We start from the raw sequence: 25,739 nt of genomic DNA on the forward strand, positions 1-25,739 counted from the left end.
CTACTCCTAAAGGGGCCTCCGCTAGTGCCGCTATATACAGCATCATCGAGACAGCAAAAGCAAATGGACTGAACATATACAGCTACCTAAACTATCTTCTCTTATACATGCCGGATACTGATTACCGGAATAGGCCAGAAGATTTAGAAGATTTAATGCCTTGGTCTCCGCGTATACTAGCTGAATGCAAGAACTAGTGCCACATGGTATTAGTTCTTTTTTGGCACCCTGTTATTGAGCGGTTACCATTAATAACTCCTCCTTAGATCTTTAGAAATAAAAAAATCACCACATTTGTGGTGATCAACATTGTCTTAATCAATTTTTCTTAGCAACCAGTCTATAAATCCCAGAATTTGCGAATTAAAGAATCCGACTAGTAGTACTATGAGTAATATGTAAAGAAATATATAAATCAAAAGTCTCCCTCCCTAAAATAAAAAGCACTCTATTGTAGAGTGCTTTTATTTCTAAAAAATTATAATGATTGGAGTAATATCTCTTTATATCTTTGTAAAAAGCTATTATCATTTAGAAATTCTAGACCATATTTTTCTTTATTATTTTTAATTCCTTCGAATAAGTGCTCGCAATAAGATTCATTTACAGCTAGATTGACAAATTCAACTGGATTGTTATTCGGTTGTAAATTCATACGGTTTATATAAAGTTGTTGACCTAACAATAAGAACTTCAAACGCGAACAACTATAATCGAATGTTTCTGAGTTAAAATGGAAAGTACCATCAATTATCTTATTTTGATAATCAATATTGCAAATTAAATCTTGGTTTTCTCTTACACTAGAAACGACATTCTCTATGTTAAACATTGAAAGCGCTAAGATAAGCTTATCACTCTTAAAATTCGAAATAAGAAACTTTATTAAAAAGCCAGACATAGAATGTGACAATAATTCTATGCTTTTTAACAGTGTTTTTAATAATGTGAATATCTCTAATTGTGTGTATTGATTTGCAATACCATTTTGAATAGAATTGGTCGGATAATTGTTGTTATTAATATTTACTCCATTAGATGTACTGTTTTTTGCTAGAGAATATGTAACTGAGCAAATAGTATTAATATCATTTTTTAATAGTGATTGAGTTAAAAGTAATTCGTAAATACTAATAGAATCCTCTTTATTTATCTTTTCTAGTCTAGTAAGAAAAGGTTCAAAGCGAATAATATCCTTTTTAAGTAGCATCATAGATAACTCATATATTGAATTTAAATAAATGACTCTTAAATCAATAGTTGCTTCTTTCGGATATATATCAAAAATAACATCTATACAGTTTGTCATCTCTTCTATTTGATATTTATCACAATGGTAAAGAGTTAATGATATTTGATTTCTTAAAATTGCTTTATTTAGCAATTTAAATTCTTCAGAATCAACATTATTGAGAACTGCATAGGTATAATTATCATATAGCCTTTTTTTCTTTTCTATATATATACTTAGTATAATATTAAAAAGTTTATTAGACGAAATTTTATATAATTTATACATGTTATTGTTTAAACAAAATAATAGCATTTGGTATACACATTCAAAATAATAGTGAATACTATCGTATGTGTACACTCTTATAGGCTTAAATATTTTAACCTTAGATATAAGTGGTAATATCCCTAATTCTATATTTAATAAATGTATATATTGTTTAAATTGCCACCGAAGATTTAGCATATTTACAATATTTATTAAAAAGACTAAAGTTGAAATTATTGATATTAGAAAAAAAGTGCTCCAGATTGAATAAGCTATAAAATAATATAACGTTACGTAGTTCTCTCTTATTAGCATTTTCCTTTTTTCTATTTCCGATTTTATATCATTTTCTGAAAGACCGGGATTGCTTGAGACTAAAAATTCTATTTTTCTTTTTGTTTCCTTAGCCAATAGAGTTTCAATAGAACTATTTTTAATAGAAATATTTTTTTGAAGCATTAAGTTCTCCATAAAAAAACCAAGTGCAATAGTAACGATACACATTACTATAAAGATTAATGATACAAGATGTTTTGAAATATTGTTTACAGAACTTACAGAAAAGCTTTTTTGCTCCTTAAAAGCAAACAAATATATTGTAAAACTAATTGAAGCAATCACACCTATAAATGTACTGCTCTTAGTTATTAATTCGATAGATAAAGAATCATTCGGATTATCTATTCCGATAATGTGATAAATGAATATAAGTATATCTGTTTTTTGGGAAATATCGAATATTAACCCGGCCCCAACAACTAGAGATCCTATAGAAATAACAACTACAATTGATGCTCCAATAAGAAAGTTGATAATACTACCTATAATACTAAAAAAATAGCCACTAATAAATTGAACTATGGTTACTAGAGAGCCAACTATATATAAAAGGAATCTTTTGAAAAATACCATATTTCCTCACCTAAGATAATAAGAGTTTATAATAATCTGTTATTTTGTCTTTAGAAATTACATTAGTGCTAGTCTCATTCGCCTTAATTCCACCACGAGCTTCTAACCAAGGTCTTTCTTGATGGGAAAGTGTTTCTAAATACTTTCCTGTGAAAGAGCCATAACTTATCCATACTTCTTCTAAAAGTTTTTTTTGTTCTTCTGTTATATTAAGCGAAATTTCACTTGAGCATACTGGCAATATGTTATATCCATAGCCTTTGTAGACTTCGTATATTTCTCTATTCACAGGCCCGTGCACCCAAGCTTCAAAATCTTCATCAAATAATGGCCGACCGTCAAATATAGCTAAATGCCAAGCTTGAGCATAGTATAATAATTTTTGTAATTTTAGGTGTGTAATTTCATATTTAGAATTTGGTATATTTTTACATAAGAAAAAATTAGTTACGTCTTTTATAGATAACATCATTACCACCTCCTAATAATTCAAGGCAATTGTATCATTGTATTACGATTCATGTCATTAAATCTTTCTGCCAGTTTGCTGCTTAACCGCAAATCTGGCAGAAAGAAACCAATTACTGTTGAAAACGGACCCATTTCTGAACTTTTTTCCTAGTCCTGTTCAGAGTTTGACCCATGTTTCGATTCTTAGGCCGTGCGTAATATCGGATTACATCCAGAACAAATCTGTGAATTCTCTTCCCATCTGGCTTTACTGCTCCATATAAGAACCACATAGTCATAGCAATCACAAAACCGCTTACAGGAGCCACCTGCACAGGGAGAATCATAAAAAAGATGGCTGTTGATATTAAAAAGGTCATTATGCTTACACTAAGCTGCAAAAACGTGACAGGGCCGAGCACAGGCCATACAAATTCTCGCTCAAACCTAAGTACCTTTGTATAGAATTTAATATTATGCTCCAAGAATAGCCCTCCACGCTGCTCCTAACATGTTAATTGCATAATCTTTTGTATTAGAATTTAGGAGCGAAAGCCCAAGTCCGCCAAAGAAAAAGACTAACCCAAACCATAGAAACTTTCTTTGGATGCCTAACGTTATAAGATATATAGCCCAAGCCACAGCGGCTAGATACGTAGCCGTATCTACTATTCCTTCGAATAAGCTCTTTGGATTCCACGCAGCGTAAGTCGGGCCCATTACCAAGATAAATAAAAACGTCAGAACTATACTCGCTGTTCTGACGTAGTGTTGTTGCTTATTTTCTAATTGCTTCTCATAAAGATTCATTATAATCCCACCTCAAATGTTTTAATTAGATATCTATCTACTGATTTCTCGGCAGTTATTTTGTAGATATGATTTAGTTCTAGACCCAGACCTTCTTTCTGTCTGGCAAGCACTACAAACTGAATCTCATCTCCTTTCTTGGCAATCGGAATTAATCTTACGAATTTAATTGTCCCTACCATGGGATTTGGTGCTAATTTCTGATCCTTAAAGAAGAATCCAATCTGGCTTTTATTCCCATTACCTAATGAACTTAGAAAACCTTCTACTAGCTTTTTCAGTTCAGCATCTTCATCTTCCGTAATGACAATAGGTGTGTGATTGATATCTAGACCGTAACTTCGGTTTCGAGATTCTATAATAGGGCCTGAAAGTGGTTGTATCGCACCATCTTTGTACATTAGTGGGATTCTAACAGTTTCTACCTTTTGAATCGTTTCAGCTTCCCGGTTCTCGTTAAATATCTCTACTTCTCTTAGCATCATTACTTTTACCTCAGCGGTATTGTCGCTGAGTCTTATGACTTGATCGACAGATGAAGCTATGACACGAGACCGGTATCGTGTATCGACACTGTAATTCATGATAGTTGGATTTAGAATTACATCTTGCCAAAGCTCTTTACCATCTACATAATCAAACCATTTGTGAATAAGTACCGTTACAGCTCCATTGACCAAGGAAGGTTCGGAAAAGACATCGGCTTCCTCTTTTGTTACCTGGGTTACTTCTTGTGTGATGTTATTGCCCCAGCCATCAAGCCAACCTAGTATGCCAACTCCGAAGATAATTAAGACTAAAACAGCAATCCCTTTGTTCAAAAATATCTTCCATCGTGAAGTCTGGCTCCACTCTTTACCTCTCATTATGTATCACCTCCTTTACATATGAAAACCTTGAATGTATTGCAACTCATCATCCACTTTTAACACACCTAAAACCGGAGCAATCTCTTGTTTTATCTCGTAGTAGGGCATATTAACAATGGATGTGCGTTCGGAAGACTGACTAGTTTGCCAGACACTAGAAAGAACGCCCTCCTTCCCTAACTCTTCAAAGCTTGCTACAGCAAAGTATGGTGCATCTGCCTTGTCTACGAAAAAACGACTCCATGAAGAAAGCAGCTCTTGATGAAGTTTTTTCCCCATATAAACAAAAAGAAGAAGAATCTTATTGGATCCTCCTTCATAGCTCATTCTTAAAATATCGTAGTACGTATTCATCATTTCTCTTATTACAGATTTATCGGTTTTAGCAGATATTACACTTAAATACACAATACGTTTCTCATACCCTAAATTCGTGTTGTTTTGGCATTCAAACAACGCATTAAAAACTGGAATATAGCCTTTCTCATCTTCAGTATATCTTTTTAGTAGAGTTTTTCTTCCGGTCCACTCCGAGATGCTAAGTATCCCAGACTGGATAATCTCACAGATCACTTGATTGGTAACTAAGATATTATAATAAGCTCCTGGTACCGTTTCCCACTCTTTTTCTCGGAAATAGTGAACTTCATTCCTTGCTTCGGCTATTTCTTTGGCAGCTCTTGGCGCTAGGTAGTATGCTTTTGCACCTCTTTTAGTAGCAAGGTCTATCTTGCGTATCTTTGGAGTTACCTCCATTGCATGTTTATCTTTAAAGGTACTTAACTTATGAATATATTCATATACCGTTTTGAGCTTATAGCCATTCACTATGGCTAACTGCTTCGCTGTCATGATTTCATATTCATAAAGAGATTCAAGAATGTTATATAGTCCCACTTCCTTTCCTCCTAAACATATAATATGGATAATGCAAGTGCTTTGTTATAAACGGATTTATCTTTTGCCATGTCCAATGGGGCAGAATAATACATTGGTTCCCTCGGTATACGATACCCATCACTTTCCATAGTTCCGTGTCACCCACTTCTCCGATAATATACGGTATGTCATATATTGATGAATCCGATATATCGAGTGAATGCTGTTTGCTATATACTGATGTATCTGAGGTATCTGAGGTATTAAGTGTATCCGATGTACTGTCGTATTGATTTACCACTGGGTACTTGAATACCATGTCATACCGTACTGGTTGACCATATAATATATCTGATACCTCATAATCCTGTACTATACTTACTGATTTACGATACATAAATAGCCCCATCAATTCTTTTAGGAAGAAGTGATTGGGGCTTTCTTTGGCAGAATCTTTTTGAAAAGCAAGGGAGGCTAGGGATAACCATGTTGGTTCATCAGTCGTTATCAGTCCTTGTTCGACGATAATATTACCAAGCTTAATTTCTTCATCCATACGGGTGGCATCCTTTTGGTAGCCATCGTATTTATTCCTAGCTTTACTAAATTGAAAAGCTTTTCTCCATTCGTTCGTATTATCTACAGTAGATGTGATCCAACCGAAGTCTCTAATACGTTTCCGTATTGTTTCTTCGTAATGCTTCTTATCAAGTTTCCATATAGAAATAAGTTTTCGACGAATCTGACTAGAATGAACCTTTCCTAATTTCCTAAAAAAATCAGGTTCTAAAGGACATTTTATATACTGGCTATGTCTCATGACTTTCACCTCTTGTTCACCAGTTTGTTCGCTCACCCTCCGTGCTCTGTCGCTCGCCTTTCGTGCTTCGCTTGCCTTCGGCTCCGCCTCGGCCGTCCTCCTGCTCCGCCACTCGTCCGCGCAGGTCGTTCGTCACTCGTTCGTGTTGTTCCGTATGTTGCTCGATTCTCGTTTGTCTCACTCGTTCCTCGTTCCACAAACTCAAATCTGCGCCCACACTCCACACACTCACTCATTCCTCTCTCCTGCTTATCCTATATTTACACATCTTATAAACCGCACCATATCAAGGTTTATAGACGATTATGCGTGATTCACACTTCCATAGCTTTTACCACAATAATTACCTTATTTTTTTACTGAACTTTTACTATTGCTCTTTCTATTACATTTACTATGGTTGTGAATCTACATTTCAATGAATTTTTTAATCTTTTTCCCCTGTTTCCCTTGTAACGATGGAACTAATGATTCCATCTCATCATTGGATACTGCATACCGTTTTATCATTTCTTTTTCTACTTCTTTAACAGGTTTACCATCACGTTCATTTGCATAATCCTTAAAAGGTTTAGGGTCATAGATACCTTTTTTCAAGTATGGATTTTTAAAGCTAATGAGATGCGGCGTTTTTGAAAATCCTTCTTCAACTAAAATTGTTCCATAACCTTCGTTATCCGGTAGGTTTATGATGTTCTCTGAACGAATGCCTAGCCTTTTGCCAGCTTCTATCGCATTGTCAGGTTTCGATCGTAGCGAAATATAGTTTCCAACGTTTTTCAGGATTGAATTAAATAGCCGTTTATTCTCGATCTGTTCTGCGTATTGAGTAGCCATCCATAGGCCAAGTCCATATTTCCGATCCTCATCAATGATCTTAGCAGCTATTTCACTCAACCAGCCATGACATTCATCACCAAAAAAGACGTGTCCTCTTCTATCTTGTTCAGGAATATTGAAGCGTCCAAGTGCTGTGAAATGGTATTGAATAAGTAGCCATGTTGCCATTAACTTCATATTATCGGGTCCAATACCCGCTGCATCAATTAATAAGTTGTTCCCCCTGTCCATGAGTTCCCTTATATTAATGAATGTGCGAGTCTGTCCGAACATGTTACGCATGATATCGTATGATATGAGATTGTTTAATCGATTCCATATTGGCCCTAACACTTTATCGATATTTCCTTCTTCAGCTGCAAAGCTACCATGCCAAAATTCCATAAGGAATGGATCTGACTTTTGTACCTTTTGCAGGATGGCCCTTCTGAACTCAGGATTTCGGAAAATTAAAGGAATATGCAGCGGTGTAACTTCCGTTTTACTTTTCAAAAGTGTTAAGACACCGTTTTTCAAGAAATTCTCCATACGGACTGCATTACCAGCTGGATACAAGTCTTGAAGGCTTTTGACGAATATATCCGCAACATTTTCGTGATCTATACTTTCCATATCAAATACATTAATAGCTCGCGGAAAGTCCTTTTCCGACATTTTGATGTAATGGGTCCGATTATATAACTCTGGTGGTAAATGAGTGAGTACCTTTTCTACACAATCACTATGTGGATCAAACATTGTAAACCCTGGTACCTGTTCACGTGGACTCTTAGCCTTTAGTTTCCCTTTTTCTTCTAGCACTTGTTGTCCAATTAAATCTACTTGCATTGTTCCTAGTAGATTCGTTTTACCAGAACCAGGGGCTGCTTCTATGAATCCATGGCTTAGAAATGATTCAGTTTTCACACGCATTATTTGTTCTTCAAACGAGCCATACGAATTACAAAGACCAATTCTAAGGCCTCGGTCTGATAACATAGCTTTAGGAGGCTCATACTTTTTCACTTCTTTAATGAGTGGCCAGCTACGGTAATTATTATTCGGAATTTGCAAGAAATTCGCCAGTTCACTACTAGCCATTAGCGATAGAATGCTTTTATATTTCTTTCTGCTATGAATATATGAAACTAGCTTTTTCCCTTTTTTCACTACCTTAAAGCCATTTACTAGATTCATACCTTGGAAGGTAGTTACTATGGTACCGAGACGGGAATTAGTATTTTTCCCCTTGCCATATAATACAATTCCAACATGAAACGCTAATTGAGCAAAGCTCTCTCGCCCTTGCAAATACTTATCAAGTTCTTTCTGACTAGAACTGGTAGTTTTGCGAGAACCAATTGCCCCTGAACTCTCATGTATAAAAGGATTATATTTGCCAAACAGCTCACTACCAATAGATGCAAGGCCCTTACTCATGTAGTCTCCTACTTCTACAGATGGCAGTGAATCACTTAGATTCATATCCTTTTCTTTATACTTTAATAATCTACGGTCTTCTGGATAAATACTTAATTCTAACAATGTTGGTTCGTCTTCAGCTTTTAATAAACCTATGACTTGATCTAGGATTGGTAGTTGTTTATAGGAATAAGGCTGAAATGGAGCATTTTGTTTTCTTGCTTTCAGAGCCAAGGACGATCCATCCATAGTTACAATATCTTTTACAGGATTATCATCGAGTTTATTACACACGCTTGATGGGTATAAAGCTTCAATTGTTTTCTTTATTTGAATTGCTCTAGTATTAGGTACACAAAGGAAAATCCTCACGGTTTTATTCATACCTAGAAAATACATTTTAAATCCAAGTGATCCAAATATTTTTCTCTTAAGACCATGGCGGCCCATATGTGAGAAGTTGTTTACAAAAGCAAGCTCTACTGATTCTTGAGGCTTGTCCTGATCACCAAGTTGAATTTCAAACCACTGGACAAATTCTCGGTCTTTCTTTTGAGCGTTTTGTTCTAAGTATGACAAAATCCCTACCGTGAGTACTACCAATGTAAATAAAACCGCTCCAAAGCCAAATATTACGGTTTCTGATATTCCAAGTAACTCAAGCATAGGTTGATCAACTTCCTAAGTTGCTAAATTTAACGATTACAATTACGATCAGTAAAAACGCGTGGATCCATTTATAAAATGAATCACGTTTATGTAATTGGATGAATGCTACGATAAAAGTAGCAGCACTAAACCAAAACATCCCGTTAACACTTCCAATAACTGCTCCTAGTGCAGCTAACAACATAACAGCTGCAACAGATAATAGAAACTCCATTAAATCTCTCTTTTGTTTTTCTACGTTTGAACGATTCATAGTTAAGCCCTCCTATTTTTTCCACATAACTGACTTGTTTTTTGGTTCCCTTTGCTTTTTATCATCTAGTGCATTAGATGATGCTGTATCTGACGTATCTTGCGGTTCCTTTATTTCCAGTGATTCCAGTGTATCCATTGGTTGTTGTGGTTCCACTAGTTCCGATGATTCCGGTGAATCCATTACTTCTACCGCTTGCTCAATATTTTGCAGACTCAATGTATCTAGTGGTTTCGATGAATCAATGGATTCATCTTTTCCTCTATCCATCGGAACACGTTTATGCTGGTTACTGAGTACATCATGTTTCACTGTACTTTGAGTTACACTAGACTTGTGGACATTGGGAAAGTTGTAGATTCTCCCGGATGGTATTTCTCCCATATAGCCTCTGACACTTTCATATAGCTCTGGAGATTCAAATACTACAGATAGCACCTCTAATAAAAATGAATTCGCGTTCTTTATATTCGCATTTACTACATGAAAGAGTTCAGCAGGTACTTCCTTATTAAAATAGATTGTTACCTGCTTACCAGGCTTAATTGGCTTTTTTGGCTTATTGAGCTTAACCCTACTCATGGGCTTTCCTCCCTTCTAGTGATATAAAAAAGCCAACCTTTAAATGGTTGGCTTAGCTTGATACAGCTTCCTTAAATTTTTTACCTGGCTTAAAAGCAGGTACTTTTGAAGCTGGGATAGAAATTGTTTGCCCAGTTTGAGGATTGCGTCCGGATCTAGCAGCACGTTCTCTGACTTCGAAGTTTCCGAACCCAATAAGTTGGACCTTATCGTTATTTACTAATGCTTCGGAAATACTACTTAATGTTGCTTCTACTGCCTTTGCAGCATCTTTTTTACTTAACCCAGTTACTTCTGTTACCTTGTTAATTAGATCTGTTTTATTCATGTTCATTCTCCTTTTAAATTATTATTTTCATAGAACTGGAGTGACTTGTTTACCATTATGTACAATCTTTTTGCTTCTAATCACCTCCTTAAAATATAAAAATCGCTGAGATTTTCCCCCAGCGATTGATATTATTCGATTATATTAATTATAGCAGAAATAATTAGTGAAAAACTCCGCAATTTCTCCGCGAAATTTATTCAGTTAAATCTGATTTCGTATGGACTATAACAAATTAACTCGTTTAAAAAACAAAGAGAGATATAAAAAAGACAAGTTATTTATAACTTGTCTTTTAAAAATTAGATTGACTTGGTTTGAACCTGTATTTAAGCAAAACTTCCTATCTCTAGTTTATTAATATGATTGGTGTATCTTTTCAAATTTACTTTATTGCTAAAGAACTCAATTTTTATTCCCACGTAAGGTTTGCATTACTTATGGTTGTATGACTAGCATTGCTTAACGCTTCTTTAATTACCTTAACTAATTCTGGTTCGGAACATACTTCTTCTAGTAATTTAAGCAAAACACTTAATTTATGGTGTTTACTATACCACCAAATGTTCCTTAAATTCAAAGACTTTTTGCTAGAATTGACACCTAAATTGTCATATGCAAGCTTTTTAACTAAACCATTATATAAATGCAACTTAAAACTTACCCAACAAGCCTCAATCAAGTCCTTTTTGCTCGATTCATCCAAACAATCTACTACTTGATCATTTAATGTTATACTCTTAGAATGTTTTATAGCTTTAATAACCGTATTTTGAATGCTTCTAAATGGATTGGAATAAATGTTACAATAAACTTGTGCATTAGAATTATGTCCATATCCATTCATCCATTGAGCTACTAATGTATTCACTGTATTGCCATGATAATCATCAGAGTTTGCAACGTATTCTTGATATTGCTTTACAACACCAATTTTTAAATCTGCAATGATTTGAGGAGTAAAAATAGATAGTGATTCTTCAAATATCAAATATTGATCGTAAAACTTCATATTTTGTATTTCAGGAGTTTTAGCTTTTAACTTAATTGAAACTTGAGCACGTTTATATGCAGAATACCCCTGCTTTATTATTTCTTTAGCCGTAAAATCCATCAAAAATCTTTCTGGAAGATTGAAATTGGTTTTTTTACTAGTGCTACTAATTACAGAACCAACTTTAAATCGAATCTGATCCTTTACTAATTCTTTAATTAATTGGTTAAAACTATTTTCTTCTTGTGGTATATATCTATTAAGCAACTGTGTAATTAAGTCGTTATTCAACTCATCTTCATCATCTTCATCGTCACTACTATATGATGAAAATATTTCATCTATTTTATTTATTACTGGAATAACATGGCATGAATGAGCAGAATCTAACAAATTCTTTACTATTTTCTCGATACCGTCATCATCTGCGTACTCCTTAAATAAAATAATGCCATTGTATCTTTGTCCAATAAGTATTGCTTCAAGGTTTTCGTTTATATTCTTGCTTCCGTCATGTGTGAGTCCGTAGCTATCTGTAATAACAAAATGATCAGGCCAATCATTATTACACATTGGCAATTCTAAAAAAATCTCTTCAACCATAGAAATAGAACTAACATCATCTTGCGACTTATAATTTCTGTTTGAATTATTTATAGATAGTAATGCCTTTTGCAATGATGATCCATTCAAAAATTTACCTTCAAAGTAAACATCCTCGTCATTATCATCATTATCATTTTTAAAAGCAAAACCACTATTTATTATATTACTAGTAGCCTTTTCGTATAGCCATTCAAAAATGTCATTAAAATTCGATTGAATAACTGAGCTAGTGCTAAATGCTGATGCTATCTGTAGCCTAAGATCTTCTTGCTTATCTTTTACTTTATCTAAACTACGCTTTTCTTGGTAAAGATACTGCATTTCCATGTAGATTTTATCGTGTATCATTTTCACAAAAACATCTTTGTCGTCTGCTATCAACTTGTCAATGTTAAAGAATTTTGTATAATCTTTAGTAGCTATATCGTTAAGTTGTTTCTTAATCCATTCACTTTCTTCATATGGACTCATATTTTTGGGTAGCCCTGAAACATATTGCCCCATAAGTCTCTCAAGCCCTGAAAATAAATTCTCAGCAAACAAAATTCTTAATTTCTCTTTTGATTTAAATTTAATACCAACTGTTACTTTATCTATGTCCTTCTTAAACAAATAATGCATCAGTACTGTAGTCGTAGATTTAATCCCATCAAGTACATTAAATGATTTTTTAAAATCTTTTAGAATTAAGTGCTTAATAAAAGTGGATTTTCCAACACCTGATTTACCAATAAGCAGCAATATCATTCCTGCAAAGCTCTGAACCAATTCATTTATTCTCATGTTTGTATCCTCCATTTTTTTGTATAGTTCAATAAATATAAAAAGGGCAATGCATAAAGCATTACCCTTGGAATTTATGAACCATGCCAGAAGAAATAGAATACCATATCCATCACCTCTCATTTCATAAACACCAGCAACAGGGTTTCTGCAACCAGCATAATAATTGTATTATACCATTAATTTCGAAAATAGGAAGTTTTTTTGCAAAAAAGTAGTTTTATTAACGTACTTTTTCAATAATCTCACTTAAAACCATTAACATAAGTCCTATGAATCCTAAGGCTATCACAAAAATCAATATAATCGCTCCTTTGAAAGCTGGAATCATCACTTCACTTGCTCCGAATAATTCATCTCGTATTGCTTAATAATCTTATAAAACGTATTCTTCTTAACATCCAGGATACTCTGAAATGTGACAGCTGTTATTTTACCCTTTTTCCATTCCTGATAGTGTTTATCCAGCAGTTGCCTTTGGTGTTTAGTAAGCGTATCTAGATTCATCTTCGGCCTACCAAGATGCTTACCCTTTGCTTTGGCTGCTGCTATACCTTCACGTTGTCTAGCTTCTATTTTATGGCGTTCTTTTTCCGCCATGTAAGATAATAACTCGAATACGATATTAGAAATCAGACTCTTTTCAAGATCCGTCTTGTTATTTGTATTCAGGATAGGAGTATCGATTATTGTAATCTCAACACCCATTCTCCGAAGTTCGTTCCATTCCTTTTTTATCTGGTCCATACTTCGACCAAGGCGATCCAATTCCTTTACTATGATTTCATCACCAGGACGAAGGATTAATTTCAAGGCTTGATATGCGACTCTTTCGAAGTTCTTTCCAGTAGCCTTGTCGATAAATATATCTCTATCATCCAGATTATAAGGTTTAAGCGCTTCTAATTGTCTATCAATACATTGGTCTTTAGCACTTACTCTCACATAAGCAAATGTTTTATTCATTTCAATGCTCCTTTTTACTTATCTGATACATTTATAACACTACATACGTTTGGATAGTGTGCTAGGGATTTTATAAACAGTTGCAAAGTATTTTAATACCTTTATAAACTTTTATTCTTTTTATTATCTTTATTCCTTAAACGTCTGCCTTTATAAACCACTGAAATATCCTTAAGTCAAAATAGGATCTTATAGATTCCCAAAATAAAAAACCACCTATTCAGATGGTTAAATAAAATGTTTCTAGTCACTTTAAACTCATTTGATATATATCTAAATCTGGTACTCTTATTAATTAATCAAAGCTTATATTCATAATCTTCTTCATATTGTGGTATGACATAGTTTAAATTTTTTAATTTATTAACTTCTATATCAACAGACCACGGATCATTTCCTTCTATGTATTCTAATATTGAAAAATTCGCTTCGTCTATATCTTTAGTTGTATCAATATCTAAAAGAAATTTCACCAATAATGTAATTTCTATCTCATCTTCGCCAACCGATGTAAATTTCTCATCTCTAGTATCATAAACTGGATTGTAAGCATATATCTCTACATTTTTTTCTACTATTACACTAGCTGTTACCATAATATCATCGCCTAATATTTCAATATCTTCTAAACTTACATTTACTATATCTCCATCAAAATAAGTTTGTATGTACCCGTCAATAAAATAATTTGAACGAATATTCTCCGGACTTAAGTTAGAAATGTAATCATCTACTTCTGAAAGAATCTGATCGGAAAAGTACTTCAGAATAATTTCTTCGGCCATACCATTTTTCATATCACTTAAAAACTTATTATACAAATCTTGTGATAAAATATGCGAATGCAATTCTTTTACTTTATTATCATTAATCGTTAAAAAATCTTCTATTGACTTATAAGCTTTGATATCAACGTTTCCCTTAATATCATGATGAATTTGATATTGACCATCCGGGGTAGCTTTCGTTATAACATCACAATAAGCCTTAATATCATTAGAAATAAAATGACAATCATCTATACTATTTTTCTCGATAAATAATCGATACGAGTACCAAATTATAGCATCTCTAATTTCTTTCTTAGGGTAATTAAACGCATCGTTATCTTTTGTTTTTACATGACATTGCTTTATAAACGGGGCTTTTTCATACATATCAATTTCTACAATATGTTTTAATATATCAGCTTCATAATCGACAATTATCAATTGGTCATTTTTTTGATATTGATAAAATTTATCATGAAATTCCTTAATAAGATCATCTAAATTTGTATTCATTTGAAATATATGGTCATTACCCTCTAAGTATGGCCTAAGTTTGATGTACGCTGATTGGATATCCGCTAGTTGTTTCTTTAAAAATTCTAAGTGAGCTCTCAAAAGTTCCTCATATACAGTAGGGTTAATCACAATATATACATCGTCAAGTTTTGCCAATTTCATCAAAAGTTTATTCTTACCTTTTGTAAAGAAAGGATCCTTGTAAATGGTGTTGGTATCTAAGAAAATATACATAATATCATCCTTTTATTTTGTCAAAGTACCATCTTTTATATAATATTCAATTTCGCGTGCATTACAGAAATCGATTAGTTTTTCACACAAATTATTATAAAAGCTTCTAACTCCCGGATACTTTGATACCGTTGTATTATAATTAGTCCTTCCGAAAATGATTTTATCTGCGAAAGAAACCGATTCCAAAATCTCTAAAAAATCTTGATCAATAATGTTTGGCGTAGGATATGGTTCAATACTTACCCATGTCTTACATCCTTTTTCATGTAATTTTCTCAAGCTGTTAATTCTATCTATATATGGCGCAGAGTTCTTCTCAATTTCCTTCCTAAAAGCTTCGTTTAATGAAATCAGTGTAATACCATACTGATTGTCCAAAGAAAAGTCGGCTAGCACCTCTGGTAAAATCCCTTTTGTTAATACAGTACACTTAATTCCGTTGCTGTTTAATTTTTTTATGATTTCAATGCTCAAATCAGAAATCTCTTCATATTGATACATGAAAGGGTCCGTTGTAAAACTTAAATGGACTGACTCTATTTTACTTTTATGTTTTGGGATTTCTTTTTCCAATAACTCTAAAGCATTGGAAACAATACAAGGCTCCAACCACTCTTCGAAACTTTTTACCTTTCCGAATCTCTTAGCCATTAAAAATGCATAACAAGGATATAAGCATCCATGAGAGCAGCCTTGTACGTGATTGATTGTATAATCGCCATATTCTACGTTCGTTTTATACAATAATGATTTTCTCTGGATATAATCAGTGACACTTTTCATATCCTCTCCTCACCTTCATATCCTTTTTATATGAAATCCATGTAGCTCTTCTTCCAGTTTCCGTGATCGGTGGATTTCTTGATACAACAATCGAATTCATAGCCTCTAATTCTTTAATGGCAGCGTTAATATCTGATTCAGAATACAGAGGCCCCTTTTCTAAATAAAATGATACCAATATATCATCATAACTTTGGTCGGCAGATGAAATGAAGTTCATTATTACCTCTTTTACACCATCACCTTTACTATAATCGAAAAGTGTCATTTGTCCACCATTAATCAGCTCGCTCGATTTTTTACACATGTTACTAGCCATCTCAACTAATCCATGTTTGTGATTTGTAGCAAAAACCATCCTATATTTAGGCATATTCTGTATTTTAACTTTAATCGGTATATTGATAACATAAGAGAATACGTTACGAAGTTGGTTGCAGTATTCTTCAACAAATCGGTCTTCAGCTTGAAAAGCATCTATTGCTCCAGAATTATAATCAGTTATGATTTTCTGCCAATATGAACCATTTGCTACTCGATTCATGTTCGGTATGTCGTTCTTAGTGCTACCAGAATCGTTCTCTCTTTCTTCAAGAGCAGATATCTCCTCCGAAAGTGGCTTTGCGTTTAAAACCCTGCAACCCTCTCTAATAAACCCAAATGAATTTAAGTTTAGCAACATTTCCATACTCCTGCAGGAGTAAGATTTTAAAGAAGAAAAAATATCAAAATGTAAGCTCTTAATTCCGAATGGATCAATATATAGAAAGACGTTCTGATATTTACAGCTTTCCAATATTTGATGTAATGAAGTTTCATATGCACCAGGATAAATTGTGCATTTATATTGTTGTGTATTGTCCTTAAGGTCATTAGAATACATTTTTTCGATGAAACAAAAATCAATACTGTTGTGTACTTTTGATATTTTTAATGCCTCTTTTGCTATTTCTAATGCCATTAGTGGTGAACCAATTTCTCCATCATCAAAACGACCTTTCCCCGCAAAACAATCAATATATTTTACATTAGCCCTAGTTGCTAAGATCTTATTAAAATACAATTTTAGATAATGTCCTAATAACTTATCTTTCGTTTTTGACCATTCCTTTTTTTCAACAAAGAATGTATCTTTTGCCATCGCCCTATCATCCCATTTCTTAGTAGTTAGTAATAATTTTTACTATTCTACAAAGAAATGAGATAACCTTCAACTCGACAAAACTAGTCATTATTCGACAAAATCTGCTATGGAAACTAAAGTTTTAGTGCCTAAAAAAACTCTAAAAGCCAATCTGAATTTTTTTATCTAATCTTTTAGTACCCAATAATGAGTAATGCATCCAGCAACACCAAGTACTGTTACAACATAAAGTATATACTTCCACCAATACAATAAGATTTCAATCATCTTTCGCCTCCTAGCTTGCGTATAGTTTCTTTGCTTTTTCTATGATCAACTGTATGGAATCATAGTTACTACTCTTATTTGTAACCTCGTAGATAACAAAGTTTTGATTTTTCGAGTTATGTTTACTTAGCCTCACCCGGTACCCTTCATCTGTAAGCATTTCTTTAAGTATTGGTGCATTATCTTTTAAAACAGGTACCAAGATTCTACCCATCTTCGCTTGATTAGCTAATATCACGATATTTCCCTCCTTCAGCATGATCCAGGGATATAACTCTCCAGCCAGCTCGTAATTTTTTATTAAGCTCATGAAATGTTAATGGCTCATACACAGTTACCTTTTGTTCGTTTTCAATTCTAAATAATAAATACCACCTCTTATTCTTACGACTCACAAAGATCACCTTCCTAAAATAATTTTAGCACCTACATTAGGTGCTTAATTAAGATGCTTCTTTTGTTTTAGATCTTGATGTCCGGTTATAATCAGAGCATTTTGTAACATACTCCTTTTTGCCTTTACACTTATACTCACAATACGATTTAGTATCCAGATCACTGATATCACATGTTTCAATCTTTTCGCATCTGGAACAATAGCAAAGCTTGCAATTCTCACCTAAATTCATTATATTGACCTCCTAATCACTTAACATTCATGTTTTTTAAGTTATCTATCACTACCTCCATTTGCTTATTTGCAAGAAGTTCTGATCGCTGTTGTTCATCTGGCGTTTCCTGCTTATCACCCATCAACTGTATAAACTGACTTTTCTTTAGCCCTACAGTCTCTAAGATTTGATCATCAGAAGTATTAGAAGCAATTAAGTAATAAGAAAATACAGTTCTCTTTTGACCGTCTCTAGCTAATCGGCCCTCACATTGATGATGAATACCAGCTGACCAATCAAGTTCACCAAACACAATGAATCTACAAGCATGCTGCAGGCCATCAATTCCTTCCCCAGTTCTAAGAGACATCACCAATAGCTTCGAATCCCCATTCATAAATCGATCCAGGCTTTCATCTCGATTCTTTGACTTTCCATGTATGAACACTGGGTTATATTCTTTAAATTCTTCTTCCCAAATCTCGTACACCTGGTGGTGATAACCATATAACAGAACCTTTTCCCCTGTATCCAGTAAACTTTTCACAAAAATAGCTACATGGGCAGCTTTCGCTATTCCTGTAGCTTTACGGGTTTCTTCCACTATTTTCGTTTTTAATTGCCCTTTAAGGCTCCATTCACTGGTCTCACTGTATTTCTTTGCTTTATCTAATGTTTCGTACTCCTTAAGTAACTTTTCGAATAGATCTTGGTCCATATCGATGTCAACTATACTACGGTTTAATGGTGGTAATTCCAGCTTAGCCTCATCTTCAGTCCTACGTAATAACAATCCTTCGTTTTTCAAATGATTATTTAGCACCTCAGGCTCGGCAACAAGTTTGGTACCATAACCGGTACACCATTCCCTCGAAAAGCTTTCCCAATCCCCTAAACAGTGATGTTCAATAATATTTAATACACTATGGATCTCATTGCCGTAATTGTAGATTGGCGTGGCCGACATACCTATTGAGTATTCAGCTTGTTCACTAAGCAAGGACGCTGCACTATACTTTTGTGTACCTGTGTGCCGTAAATGATGGATTTCATCAAAGCCTACAATTGGGAAGCTGTAAGCATCTAATGCGTCCTTCCAATAACCGATTAACCCATAGTGTGTAATATACATAGGAACCTGTGGCAATTCATAAGGCTTGGTACCCGTGATGAAGTGAATATTGTCATCCCTATCAAATAATGCATAGTTCTGTCCCTTCATAACCGGAAGTTCTAGAAACTCGTCAATTTTTCTGCGCCATTGCTTCATCAAATGTTTTGGCACAACCAGTAAGACAGGCCACTGATTTACCGTTGCTACAAGTGCTAAAAATTGCACTGTTTTCCCAAGCCCCACCTCATCGGCCAATAATGTTTTCTTGAAATGTTGCATCCATGCTAAGCCCTCTTTTTGATACTTTCTTAATATTCCTTTGAATATCTTACCTGGATTCTTTTGATTTGGTTGAAAAAGTATTTTCCTACTTTCTATCGCATGGTTAACAATCTTAACGTATTCGCTATCCCACTTCTCATAACACTTAACCTCTAGTGGGTACCGGAGCATTAACCAATTAAGATCCCCTGTTGATCTCTTATTAGCCTTAAATCTTGCCACACCAGATCCTCGACTATCAGCTGATGGAAATAATCTTTTTATTAGCTGCAGAACGATTGGTTGTGCATGTATGATCCAAGAACCGGTTCGGTCTTCATAATCAATACTTCCGTAGTACGTTGTTTCTCTCTGAGGCTGTAAATATGCTGGGGCAGAATAATTCCTACTCATTTGTTTAGCTGCATTCACAAGGACACCCCCCACAATCGATTTAAGCCTATACTAACACACGTTTTACCGTTTATTTTTTCTGGAACCTTCACTCGATTATCACAGACTAAAATAACAGCCAATACACTTTCAAACTGTGCATATCTTTCTAATTGATCAATGACAAGATTTCGATTTGGCTTGCCTTTTTTAACCTCAATTATAATTCCAGTGTTATCACCCGTATAAATAAAAAAATCCACGCGGTTTCGTGGGGCCAATACTTTTTCCTTCTCATATTCTACGTTGTTTTGATCAAGGATCCTTTTAATTTCGTATTGGATATCAAACTCAGAGGTTGTTACCGGAAGCCTTAACTGTTTTAAAAGTTTAATGATAAAAGGCACATTTACATTTTGATTTGCTAGGTTTCTAAATAGCATTTACACACTCCCTTTCTTAAAAGTAAAAAAGCCACCCACGATAGGTGACCCGTTGAGCACGATAGATTATCTACTAACCCGCGCATATTATTAAGTTGCTTACCGTATATTTCTTACTATAATCATAATACCACATTTTTCAGTCGCAAAACTCCGCATTTTCTCCGCGTTTTTTTATTTATTAGCATTATTGTTATTGGCAAAATAAAGAATGCCATAAAAGTAAATCTATCTTAATAATATTAAGTATATAAAAGTAATTAATCAAAAATATAGGCCAGGAATAGTTGCGTACAATGCCTACTACATCAATTCTTATAATCAAGGGCGTATGGAATTTAGGAATAATGCCTGTAGATAACGTATAATTTCTTATGGCTTTTGGGAGCACTTGATTGTGGATATTATTTATTTCATGGAATTTGGGAATATCCACAGACATAAAAACGGTCAAAAATACATAATCTGTAATTTTGACCGTTAATTTGTATATTTTTTATACTTGTTATCATCCAAGACTGTTATTGCCACCTCGTATTTCCATGACTGTAGAAATTGCTTCTATTATTACTAAACACGAATAGACGGATCGTTTGAGTCTATCCGTCTTTATGTTAACTGTGCTGCTGTATTTGTATTCCTCTTAGCAGCATTGGTTATATATCCTATGATATTTTTTGGCCATTCTTTTTCGTAGTCTATTTTCGATCGCAGCCTAAACATTATATCGTCAATCGCAGATACCCCATATACACAAGCTAAATTCACGATTGTCATCGCCTCACTGATCTTAAATTTCGTTGTGAATTGGTACATAATTAACATCTTTAATATCTGTGATGTAAGGCTGGATATAATATCGGGGGCTGTATTTTTCAAATCCATCAAGAAAGATAGTGTATCTTCATTCTTATCCACTACACTATCACCTAAAGCAAATTCCCATTGTTTCTTGGCATCATTAAATTCACCATGTACAGCTTTTACATGAATCAATTCATAAATATAACTATTTAATTCACAGGGCATTAACCCGAATATTTCACATAGTTTCTTCTGATCAAATTTTAATGATTCTTTTCGCTTGCCTATTCTAGCAAGTAGATATAACAATATACGCTTAGCTCTAGGTCGAATTAAGCGATTTATACCGGATATGATCGGTTTGATAGAAACGGTAATATATCCACCAAGATTCTTCTGTTCTTCGAGTGGAAGATCTTTATGATGGATTGGATTTGTTAAATGCATTTTTTGATAGTCTTTGAGAAATATAGTTTTCTTAGAATCTATATATGTAAATTCATCTTTATCCGCTAGTTTTCTAAAGGCTCTCATATAACTCTCTATTGGCATATTAAAGCTTAGTGCGGTCTTGTAATGCTCATAATTTTGTACGATTCCTGTTGAGGGATCACAAACTGTATATAAGTATTCCATCAGTTCATTCTCTGATTTGGTCCATGTTCTTGACTTCTCTAATAAAAAGAGACGAGGGATTTTAATAGAAAAGTTGAGTTTTGAAGGATATCTGTTTAACATTCTTCTACATGCCCGGTTGTATGTTGTCTGAAGAAAACTCAATTCTACTTCCCTCCTCTCTTTATTATCTGTGTTTACATATATCCTAATGCATTCGCTAATGCAGCCAGCGCAGATGATTTTAGTTTACGTTCATAGAAATATGTCTTTTCGAAAGGTAATTCTGCTATTGTCTCTTCATCGCTTCTAGCATTTTGACCCCTAGTGAATGGTTCAATATACTTGATGCGCACAACTTCCTTTTGCTCTAATGTTAGACAACTTAATATCTTTTCCATGTCGTCTACTTTGAGCTTTAGTTCTAGATATCTAGCAAAAAACTCATCACATTTTTCTTCTAGTCTTATTAGCACCTTTTCGCTTTTACTAAGATGAATCTCTCCACCGACAACCCTTTCTAAATCACTATAGCTTGCAGTGTTATTAGGAAGATTATGTACATATAGTTTCTTGTCCTCAGAACGTTTTAGACAGTGCTTCATTTCTTTTAAGGCGCTAATATACTCTCCTTTTAACCATTGGACCACTTTTTTCTCATAAATTTTAGGAGAAGGAGCTTGGCATTCATCTATTACCAGCTGCTCACTTAAAAAATTGCTAATAGCTTCTTTATTCTTTGCCACTTTAATCAGTTGATCTTTAATCATATCTAGTTCTATCTGTATTTCGTTTCTAACATCCGGATGGACAATCTTCTCTAAATAGCGTTTTTGCCGTATATACAATTGCTTCAACTGCTTTTCACCGTTTGGTAGACTCACACCGCGCTCCTCCTTCCTATTAAATTCAATGTCTTTGCACCTTCTAAATTCACTGCTATTATTTGCAAATGTCTATAGTCCACTGTAAGTTATTTAGATGCACAGCCATCCTCTAGCTTAAACCCTCAAAAACAAAGGATAATATCCATGCATAGCCTTTGAAAAAGCAACGGGCTCTTCTTTTTCACCGACTTGCCTTTTCATGTTTTTGCATTGTGTTTTTGAATACAAATTTTTTGGTCTATTCTCGATTCCCTTATAGTACGGTTTTCCTGATAATCTAACGTATTTTGAAGTGTAGCATCCGTAACTATTTATCATTTCGATTGTTTCTCCATCTATAATGGTATTAACAGGCTCGTACCTTATATATCCCATAAATGACCCTCCATCCTGGTGAACATTCAAATCATTTTCTGTATGAGTATCTTATCTTTGTGTATCAATATACCGCCAACTTTGCGGAGCTGTAGTCAATCCAAGTTTTGAAATTAGTATAGGTTTAGGGTATTTTTTAACATTAGAAATATCCCAACCCGAAATCTTACCATTACCCATATAATCAATAATTTCATCCAGATGAACGCAACTACCATCCTGAAATACTTGAGGAACATTAGTTGTTGTAATACCTTTGCAAATATACTCTCCTACTACTGCGCCAACGCCTTTTTTTGTTTCATAAATATAAACTTTAAAGGGAAAAGTAATGTCTCTTGGCTTTGATTTTCTTAATTCTTTTGTTTTTCTGCCGTCAAATATAAGCTTTGTCCATTTTGGATGAATGCTTTGAATTATTTCTTTCATGTCATTCCTCCTGATCATCATTGTCTTATAGATGTGTAATAACTAATCTTTTCGTATCCTTGTCTTTCGGCTTCATCCATTTTATGGAGTAATTGCATGATATTATGCGTTGGCTTGAAGTCAGAGTTAGATTTGACAAAATTTATGGAGCATGTAGAAGCTACTCACGAAGATTTAACAGATGATCCAATGTGAAATTAGCTTTCTTTAATAACTTTGCCATTACAAAGGATAGCAAATCTATTGTCGTAAGCAAGACTTAGAGCAGATAATACATATTCCGCATATGGTTTCACATCACTCCAAGCTATGGCTGTCCAAATCAAACTGTCACCATCTTGAATCCCTTTACATATTTCATATTTCATTTTAAATCACTCCGTTGCAATATAATCACGATCCGTTGCATCATCTTATTTATGTGTAATAGATAGGCCATCTATTTCTACTGCGAATATTTTCTAACTCATTTTTTATTACATTTAAACCATCCGGAGTTAATAAAGTCTTTGACACTTGAACCAATCCTTTCAATTTATCTGCTACATATTCTAATCATCAAGTGATAACCTTTAAATTTGGTTTGGTAAGTAGTAATCGATCTTTTAATATTTTTAACTCTTTCACATGATGGATATAGTTACCCATTATTGCATCTACTAAAAACAATAGGTACTCTCGTTCATCAAAAGGTATGTTATCGATATCATGCTCTAAAACCGATTCTCTCTGTGAATGACTACTTTGTACCATATCTTCTAGCTTCTTTTCTAAAATAGGATTGCATGTATGGATTTTCATATCCTTCCCCCTATATGATTGAAGACTCAGCTCACATTCTCTTATTTATGTGCAACATACGGTTCTGGCTCGTAGTAAGGTTGCCAAGCTACTACTTGGTATTGGTCGCTATCGTCTAAGCTTTTAATCATAGTTATATGCCATCTACCAGATGAGCTTAGATACATCTTCGAACAGAAACCTTCTTCACCATTTGTAGGTTGTACCCACACCCAACAATCTTTTTTTGTTTCAGGCATTCTTTCATTTACATCTATCCATTTATTCACAAAATCATCCCTTCCTTATTAACTAACTTATAGGGTTATCTAACTTGTCTTTCATTTAAACCTATTCGCCCTCTTCAATAGAAATAGGAAGTTTTGCGTTAACCAAGCCCTGAAAACCTTCTAGCATAACTACAAGTGGTCCTGTTCCAAAAAGCTTAAATTCATCCGACAAGCAAGTCGTTATTTTCCCTTCATACTCTACTTTGTCACCATTCTTTAACATTATCAATTCACCCCTTAGTACTGCGTATTATAATCAAATTACGCAATCTAGATTGCATGTCTCATTTGCTTTCCGTCTCTTCTTCGAAAGCTGGGAATGTCGAATATTTGCTTTGAGCTTAGTTCTTGAATGTTTTTATGTAAATATTCTATATACTTGGCCTGAAAGTCTGACCTAGCTTTAGAGTTAGTAGTGATATAAATGGAACTGATTTGATTCTTTAATGTTTTAACCGATTTATGCATCATCTTGGCTATTCCTACTGCGTTCTCGTTTGCTGTTAGAAGATGAAACGCAACTTCTCTTTCTGTGTTGGTAAGCTTATATTCACTGAGGAATTCATTAACTAATCTTTCCGGTAAATCATTTATGGAATTTAGCATGTTAATCTCCTTCCTATTGCCTTAATATTCATGTATTGATGTGATTCTTGGCTTTTGAGTGTTGGTAAGCTTAATAGATACAAACATGTTGGGAAAAGCACTAGACCTAAAATAGAAATCATGATAAAATTTAGATAACCTATTGATTGGATGAAATGTAACAATTTCACCAGTCCTTTCTGAGAGAGATAATGCGGGAACATTATCTCTCTTTTTATATTTTTATTAGTCTTACGAGTTACAACTCTACCCCTTTACTTACAATGTCTTTAAGGGTTTGTAGACATTGCTCTTTCGATTCATTGTTCATTCTGCTATTCTCTGAGATGTAGGCTTGGTATATCTCTTCGAAGTAATCCTCATCTTCTAATAAATCATTCATGTCATCTAGGCTATAATCGTTGTCATATAGGTAATGGCGGATATTCGAGTGGTACTCACTCGTACCGAAGGCTCTTTCATACCACTCATTCGCTTTATCCCTCTCATCAGATCCATTCGATTGCCAACCGGTTAAATCTCCAACAAAAGATGATATAAGCTCCCCTGCATCTCGGAATCCAGCTTTATATGCCATTAGTTTCAAGTTGCTATACTCTTTGTCGGTGAGAGATATTTTAATATCCTCGCGATTCGCCTTCGTATTTAAGTCTTCTCTCTGCTTTTGGGCATAATCGCTCAACATTTCTTTCCATTCAGCTTTTGGATCAAGTACAGTCACGTTTTCGCCTCCATTCGTTTGATCAATTGG

32 protein-coding genes are annotated in these 25,739 nt (G+C 34.1%); 1 reads left to right on the top strand and 31 read right to left on the bottom strand.

The window, feature by feature from the left end; translation table 11 throughout:
- A partial coding sequence (locus tag BHU72_RS05040) for a transposase domain-containing protein (protein WP_141709254.1) occupies positions 1 to 197 on the top strand: 197 nt, incomplete at its 5' end.
- A 281-nt stretch (positions 198 to 478) separates the two neighbouring features.
- Here the strand turns inward: BHU72_RS05040 and BHU72_RS05045 are convergent.
- The 31 genes from BHU72_RS05045 to BHU72_RS05185 form a co-directional block, all read right to left on the bottom strand.
- The gene (locus BHU72_RS05045) at positions 479 to 2,413 is read right to left on the bottom strand and encodes a hypothetical protein (protein WP_069701554.1); all 1,935 of its coding nucleotides are present in this window, start codon (positions 2,411 to 2,413) and stop codon (positions 479 to 481) included.
- A 10-nt stretch (positions 2,414 to 2,423) separates the two neighbouring features.
- Positions 2,424 to 2,882, bottom strand: coding sequence for a Panacea domain-containing protein (locus BHU72_RS05050; protein ID WP_069701555.1), 459 nt, complete (start codon positions 2,880 to 2,882; stop codon positions 2,424 to 2,426).
- A gap of 112 nt (positions 2,883 to 2,994) precedes the next feature.
- Positions 2,995 to 3,348, bottom strand: coding sequence for a TcpE family conjugal transfer membrane protein (locus BHU72_RS05055; RefSeq protein ID WP_069701556.1), 354 nt, complete (start codon positions 3,346 to 3,348; stop codon positions 2,995 to 2,997).
- On the bottom strand, positions 3,338 to 3,673 hold the full coding sequence (locus BHU72_RS05060) for a hypothetical protein (protein WP_069701557.1): 336 nt from the start codon (positions 3,671 to 3,673) through the stop codon (positions 3,338 to 3,340). Before BHU72_RS05060 ends, BHU72_RS05055 begins: the two co-directional genes overlap by 11 nt.
- The gene (locus BHU72_RS05065) at positions 3,673 to 4,539 is read right to left on the bottom strand and encodes a hypothetical protein (protein ID WP_069701558.1); all 867 of its coding nucleotides are present in this window, start codon (positions 4,537 to 4,539) and stop codon (positions 3,673 to 3,675) included. The genes BHU72_RS05060 and BHU72_RS05065 overlap by 1 nt, the downstream gene beginning before the upstream one ends.
- Positions 4,540 to 4,554: 15 nt before the next feature.
- Positions 4,555 to 5,439: a hypothetical protein gene (locus BHU72_RS05070; RefSeq protein WP_069701559.1), complete on the bottom strand. Its 885-nt coding sequence runs from the start codon at positions 5,437 to 5,439 to the stop codon at positions 4,555 to 4,557.
- On the bottom strand, positions 5,426 to 6,277 hold the full coding sequence (locus BHU72_RS05075; RefSeq protein WP_141709255.1) for a hypothetical protein: 852 nt from the start codon (positions 6,275 to 6,277) through the stop codon (positions 5,426 to 5,428). Before BHU72_RS05075 ends, BHU72_RS05070 begins: the two co-directional genes overlap by 14 nt.
- Positions 6,274 to 6,477, bottom strand: coding sequence for a hypothetical protein (locus BHU72_RS05080; RefSeq protein ID WP_141709256.1), 204 nt, complete (start codon positions 6,475 to 6,477; stop codon positions 6,274 to 6,276). Before BHU72_RS05080 ends, BHU72_RS05075 begins: the two co-directional genes overlap by 4 nt.
- Before the next feature lie 172 nt (positions 6,478 to 6,649).
- Positions 6,650 to 9,148: a type IV secretory system conjugative DNA transfer family protein gene (locus tag BHU72_RS05085; protein ID WP_069701562.1), complete on the bottom strand. Its 2,499-nt coding sequence runs from the start codon at positions 9,146 to 9,148 to the stop codon at positions 6,650 to 6,652.
- A gap of 7 nt (positions 9,149 to 9,155) precedes the next feature.
- Entirely contained in the window at positions 9,156 to 9,404 is a 249-nt protein-coding gene (locus BHU72_RS05090; protein WP_069701563.1) for a hypothetical protein, read from the bottom strand.
- Between the two features lie 12 nt (positions 9,405 to 9,416).
- Entirely contained in the window at positions 9,417 to 9,986 is a 570-nt protein-coding gene (locus BHU72_RS05095) for a hypothetical protein (RefSeq protein WP_069701564.1), read from the bottom strand.
- A gap of 52 nt (positions 9,987 to 10,038) precedes the next feature.
- Positions 10,039 to 10,314 carry an HU family DNA-binding protein gene (locus BHU72_RS05100; protein ID WP_176720408.1) on the bottom strand — a complete coding sequence of 92 codons (276 nt, stop codon included), beginning with the start codon at positions 10,312 to 10,314 and terminating at the stop codon, positions 10,039 to 10,041.
- A gap of 412 nt (positions 10,315 to 10,726) precedes the next feature.
- Complete coding sequence (locus BHU72_RS05105) at positions 10,727 to 12,697, bottom strand: DEAD/DEAH box helicase family protein (protein WP_141709257.1); 1,971 nt, start codon at positions 12,695 to 12,697, stop codon at positions 10,727 to 10,729.
- Between the two features lie 330 nt (positions 12,698 to 13,027).
- Entirely contained in the window at positions 13,028 to 13,663 is a 636-nt protein-coding gene (locus tag BHU72_RS05110) for a recombinase family protein (protein WP_083248271.1), read from the bottom strand.
- A gap of 299 nt (positions 13,664 to 13,962) precedes the next feature.
- Positions 13,963 to 15,183, bottom strand: a complete 1,221-nt coding sequence (locus tag BHU72_RS05115) for a PIN domain-containing protein (RefSeq protein ID WP_069701567.1) — start codon at positions 15,181 to 15,183, stop codon at positions 13,963 to 13,965.
- Between the two features lie 12 nt (positions 15,184 to 15,195).
- On the bottom strand, positions 15,196 to 15,969 hold the full coding sequence (locus BHU72_RS05120) for a radical SAM protein (protein ID WP_069701568.1): 774 nt from the start codon (positions 15,967 to 15,969) through the stop codon (positions 15,196 to 15,198).
- Positions 15,953 to 17,110, bottom strand: a complete 1,158-nt coding sequence (gene tcmP / locus BHU72_RS05125; protein ID WP_069701569.1) for a three-Cys-motif partner protein TcmP — start codon at positions 17,108 to 17,110, stop codon at positions 15,953 to 15,955. The genes BHU72_RS05120 and tcmP overlap by 17 nt, the downstream gene beginning before the upstream one ends.
- Positions 17,111 to 17,390: 280 nt before the next feature.
- On the bottom strand, positions 17,391 to 17,618 hold the full coding sequence (locus BHU72_RS05130) for a hypothetical protein (protein ID WP_069701570.1): 228 nt from the start codon (positions 17,616 to 17,618) through the stop codon (positions 17,391 to 17,393).
- Entirely contained in the window at positions 17,605 to 17,775 is a 171-nt protein-coding gene (locus BHU72_RS15805) for a hypothetical protein (protein WP_176720409.1), read from the bottom strand. The genes BHU72_RS05130 and BHU72_RS15805 overlap by 14 nt, the downstream gene beginning before the upstream one ends.
- 250 nt (positions 17,776 to 18,025) lie before the next feature.
- Positions 18,026 to 19,798, bottom strand: a complete 1,773-nt coding sequence (locus BHU72_RS05140; protein ID WP_083248272.1) for a DEAD/DEAH box helicase — start codon at positions 19,796 to 19,798, stop codon at positions 18,026 to 18,028.
- On the bottom strand, positions 19,795 to 20,202 hold the full coding sequence (locus BHU72_RS05145) for a hypothetical protein (protein ID WP_069701572.1): 408 nt from the start codon (positions 20,200 to 20,202) through the stop codon (positions 19,795 to 19,797). Before BHU72_RS05145 ends, BHU72_RS05140 begins: the two co-directional genes overlap by 4 nt.
- A 609-nt stretch (positions 20,203 to 20,811) precedes the next feature.
- Entirely contained in the window at positions 20,812 to 21,786 is a 975-nt protein-coding gene (locus BHU72_RS05150) for a hypothetical protein (RefSeq protein ID WP_069701573.1), read from the bottom strand.
- A gap of 32 nt (positions 21,787 to 21,818) precedes the next feature.
- A complete protein-coding gene (locus BHU72_RS05155) occupies positions 21,819 to 22,505 on the bottom strand; it encodes a hypothetical protein (RefSeq protein ID WP_069701574.1) in 687 nt (228 codons plus the stop codon).
- Between the two features lie 117 nt (positions 22,506 to 22,622).
- Complete coding sequence (locus BHU72_RS05160) at positions 22,623 to 22,883, bottom strand: hypothetical protein (protein ID WP_069701575.1); 261 nt, start codon at positions 22,881 to 22,883, stop codon at positions 22,623 to 22,625.
- A gap of 51 nt (positions 22,884 to 22,934) precedes the next feature.
- A complete protein-coding gene (locus tag BHU72_RS05165) occupies positions 22,935 to 23,312 on the bottom strand; it encodes an ASCH domain-containing protein (RefSeq protein WP_069701576.1) in 378 nt (125 codons plus the stop codon).
- Between the two features lie 197 nt (positions 23,313 to 23,509).
- On the bottom strand, positions 23,510 to 23,680 hold the full coding sequence (locus BHU72_RS15810) for a hypothetical protein (RefSeq protein WP_176720410.1): 171 nt from the start codon (positions 23,678 to 23,680) through the stop codon (positions 23,510 to 23,512).
- Positions 23,681 to 23,870: 190 nt separating this feature from the next.
- Positions 23,871 to 24,113 carry a hypothetical protein gene (locus BHU72_RS05170; protein ID WP_069701577.1) on the bottom strand — a complete coding sequence of 81 codons (243 nt, stop codon included), beginning with the start codon at positions 24,111 to 24,113 and terminating at the stop codon, positions 23,871 to 23,873.
- Between the two features lie 41 nt (positions 24,114 to 24,154).
- Positions 24,155 to 24,382 (bottom strand): DUF551 domain-containing protein, encoded by a 228-nt coding sequence (locus BHU72_RS05175; RefSeq protein ID WP_069701578.1) that lies wholly within the window; start codon positions 24,380 to 24,382, stop codon positions 24,155 to 24,157.
- A gap of 61 nt (positions 24,383 to 24,443) precedes the next feature.
- Positions 24,444 to 24,605: a hypothetical protein gene (locus tag BHU72_RS15815; RefSeq protein ID WP_176720411.1), complete on the bottom strand. Its 162-nt coding sequence runs from the start codon at positions 24,603 to 24,605 to the stop codon at positions 24,444 to 24,446.
- Between the two features lie 47 nt (positions 24,606 to 24,652).
- Positions 24,653 to 24,988: a helix-turn-helix transcriptional regulator gene (locus BHU72_RS05180; protein WP_069701579.1), complete on the bottom strand. Its 336-nt coding sequence runs from the start codon at positions 24,986 to 24,988 to the stop codon at positions 24,653 to 24,655.
- Positions 24,989 to 25,226: 238 nt separating this feature from the next.
- Positions 25,227 to 25,709, bottom strand: a complete 483-nt coding sequence (locus BHU72_RS05185; protein ID WP_218076103.1) for a hypothetical protein — start codon at positions 25,707 to 25,709, stop codon at positions 25,227 to 25,229.
- Positions 25,710 to 25,739 lie beyond the last annotated feature (30 nt).

The organism is Desulfuribacillus stibiiarsenatis, from assembly GCF_001742305.1.
GTDB classification, from domain to species: domain Bacteria; phylum Bacillota; class Bacilli; order Desulfuribacillales; family Desulfuribacillaceae; genus Desulfuribacillus_A; species Desulfuribacillus_A stibiiarsenatis.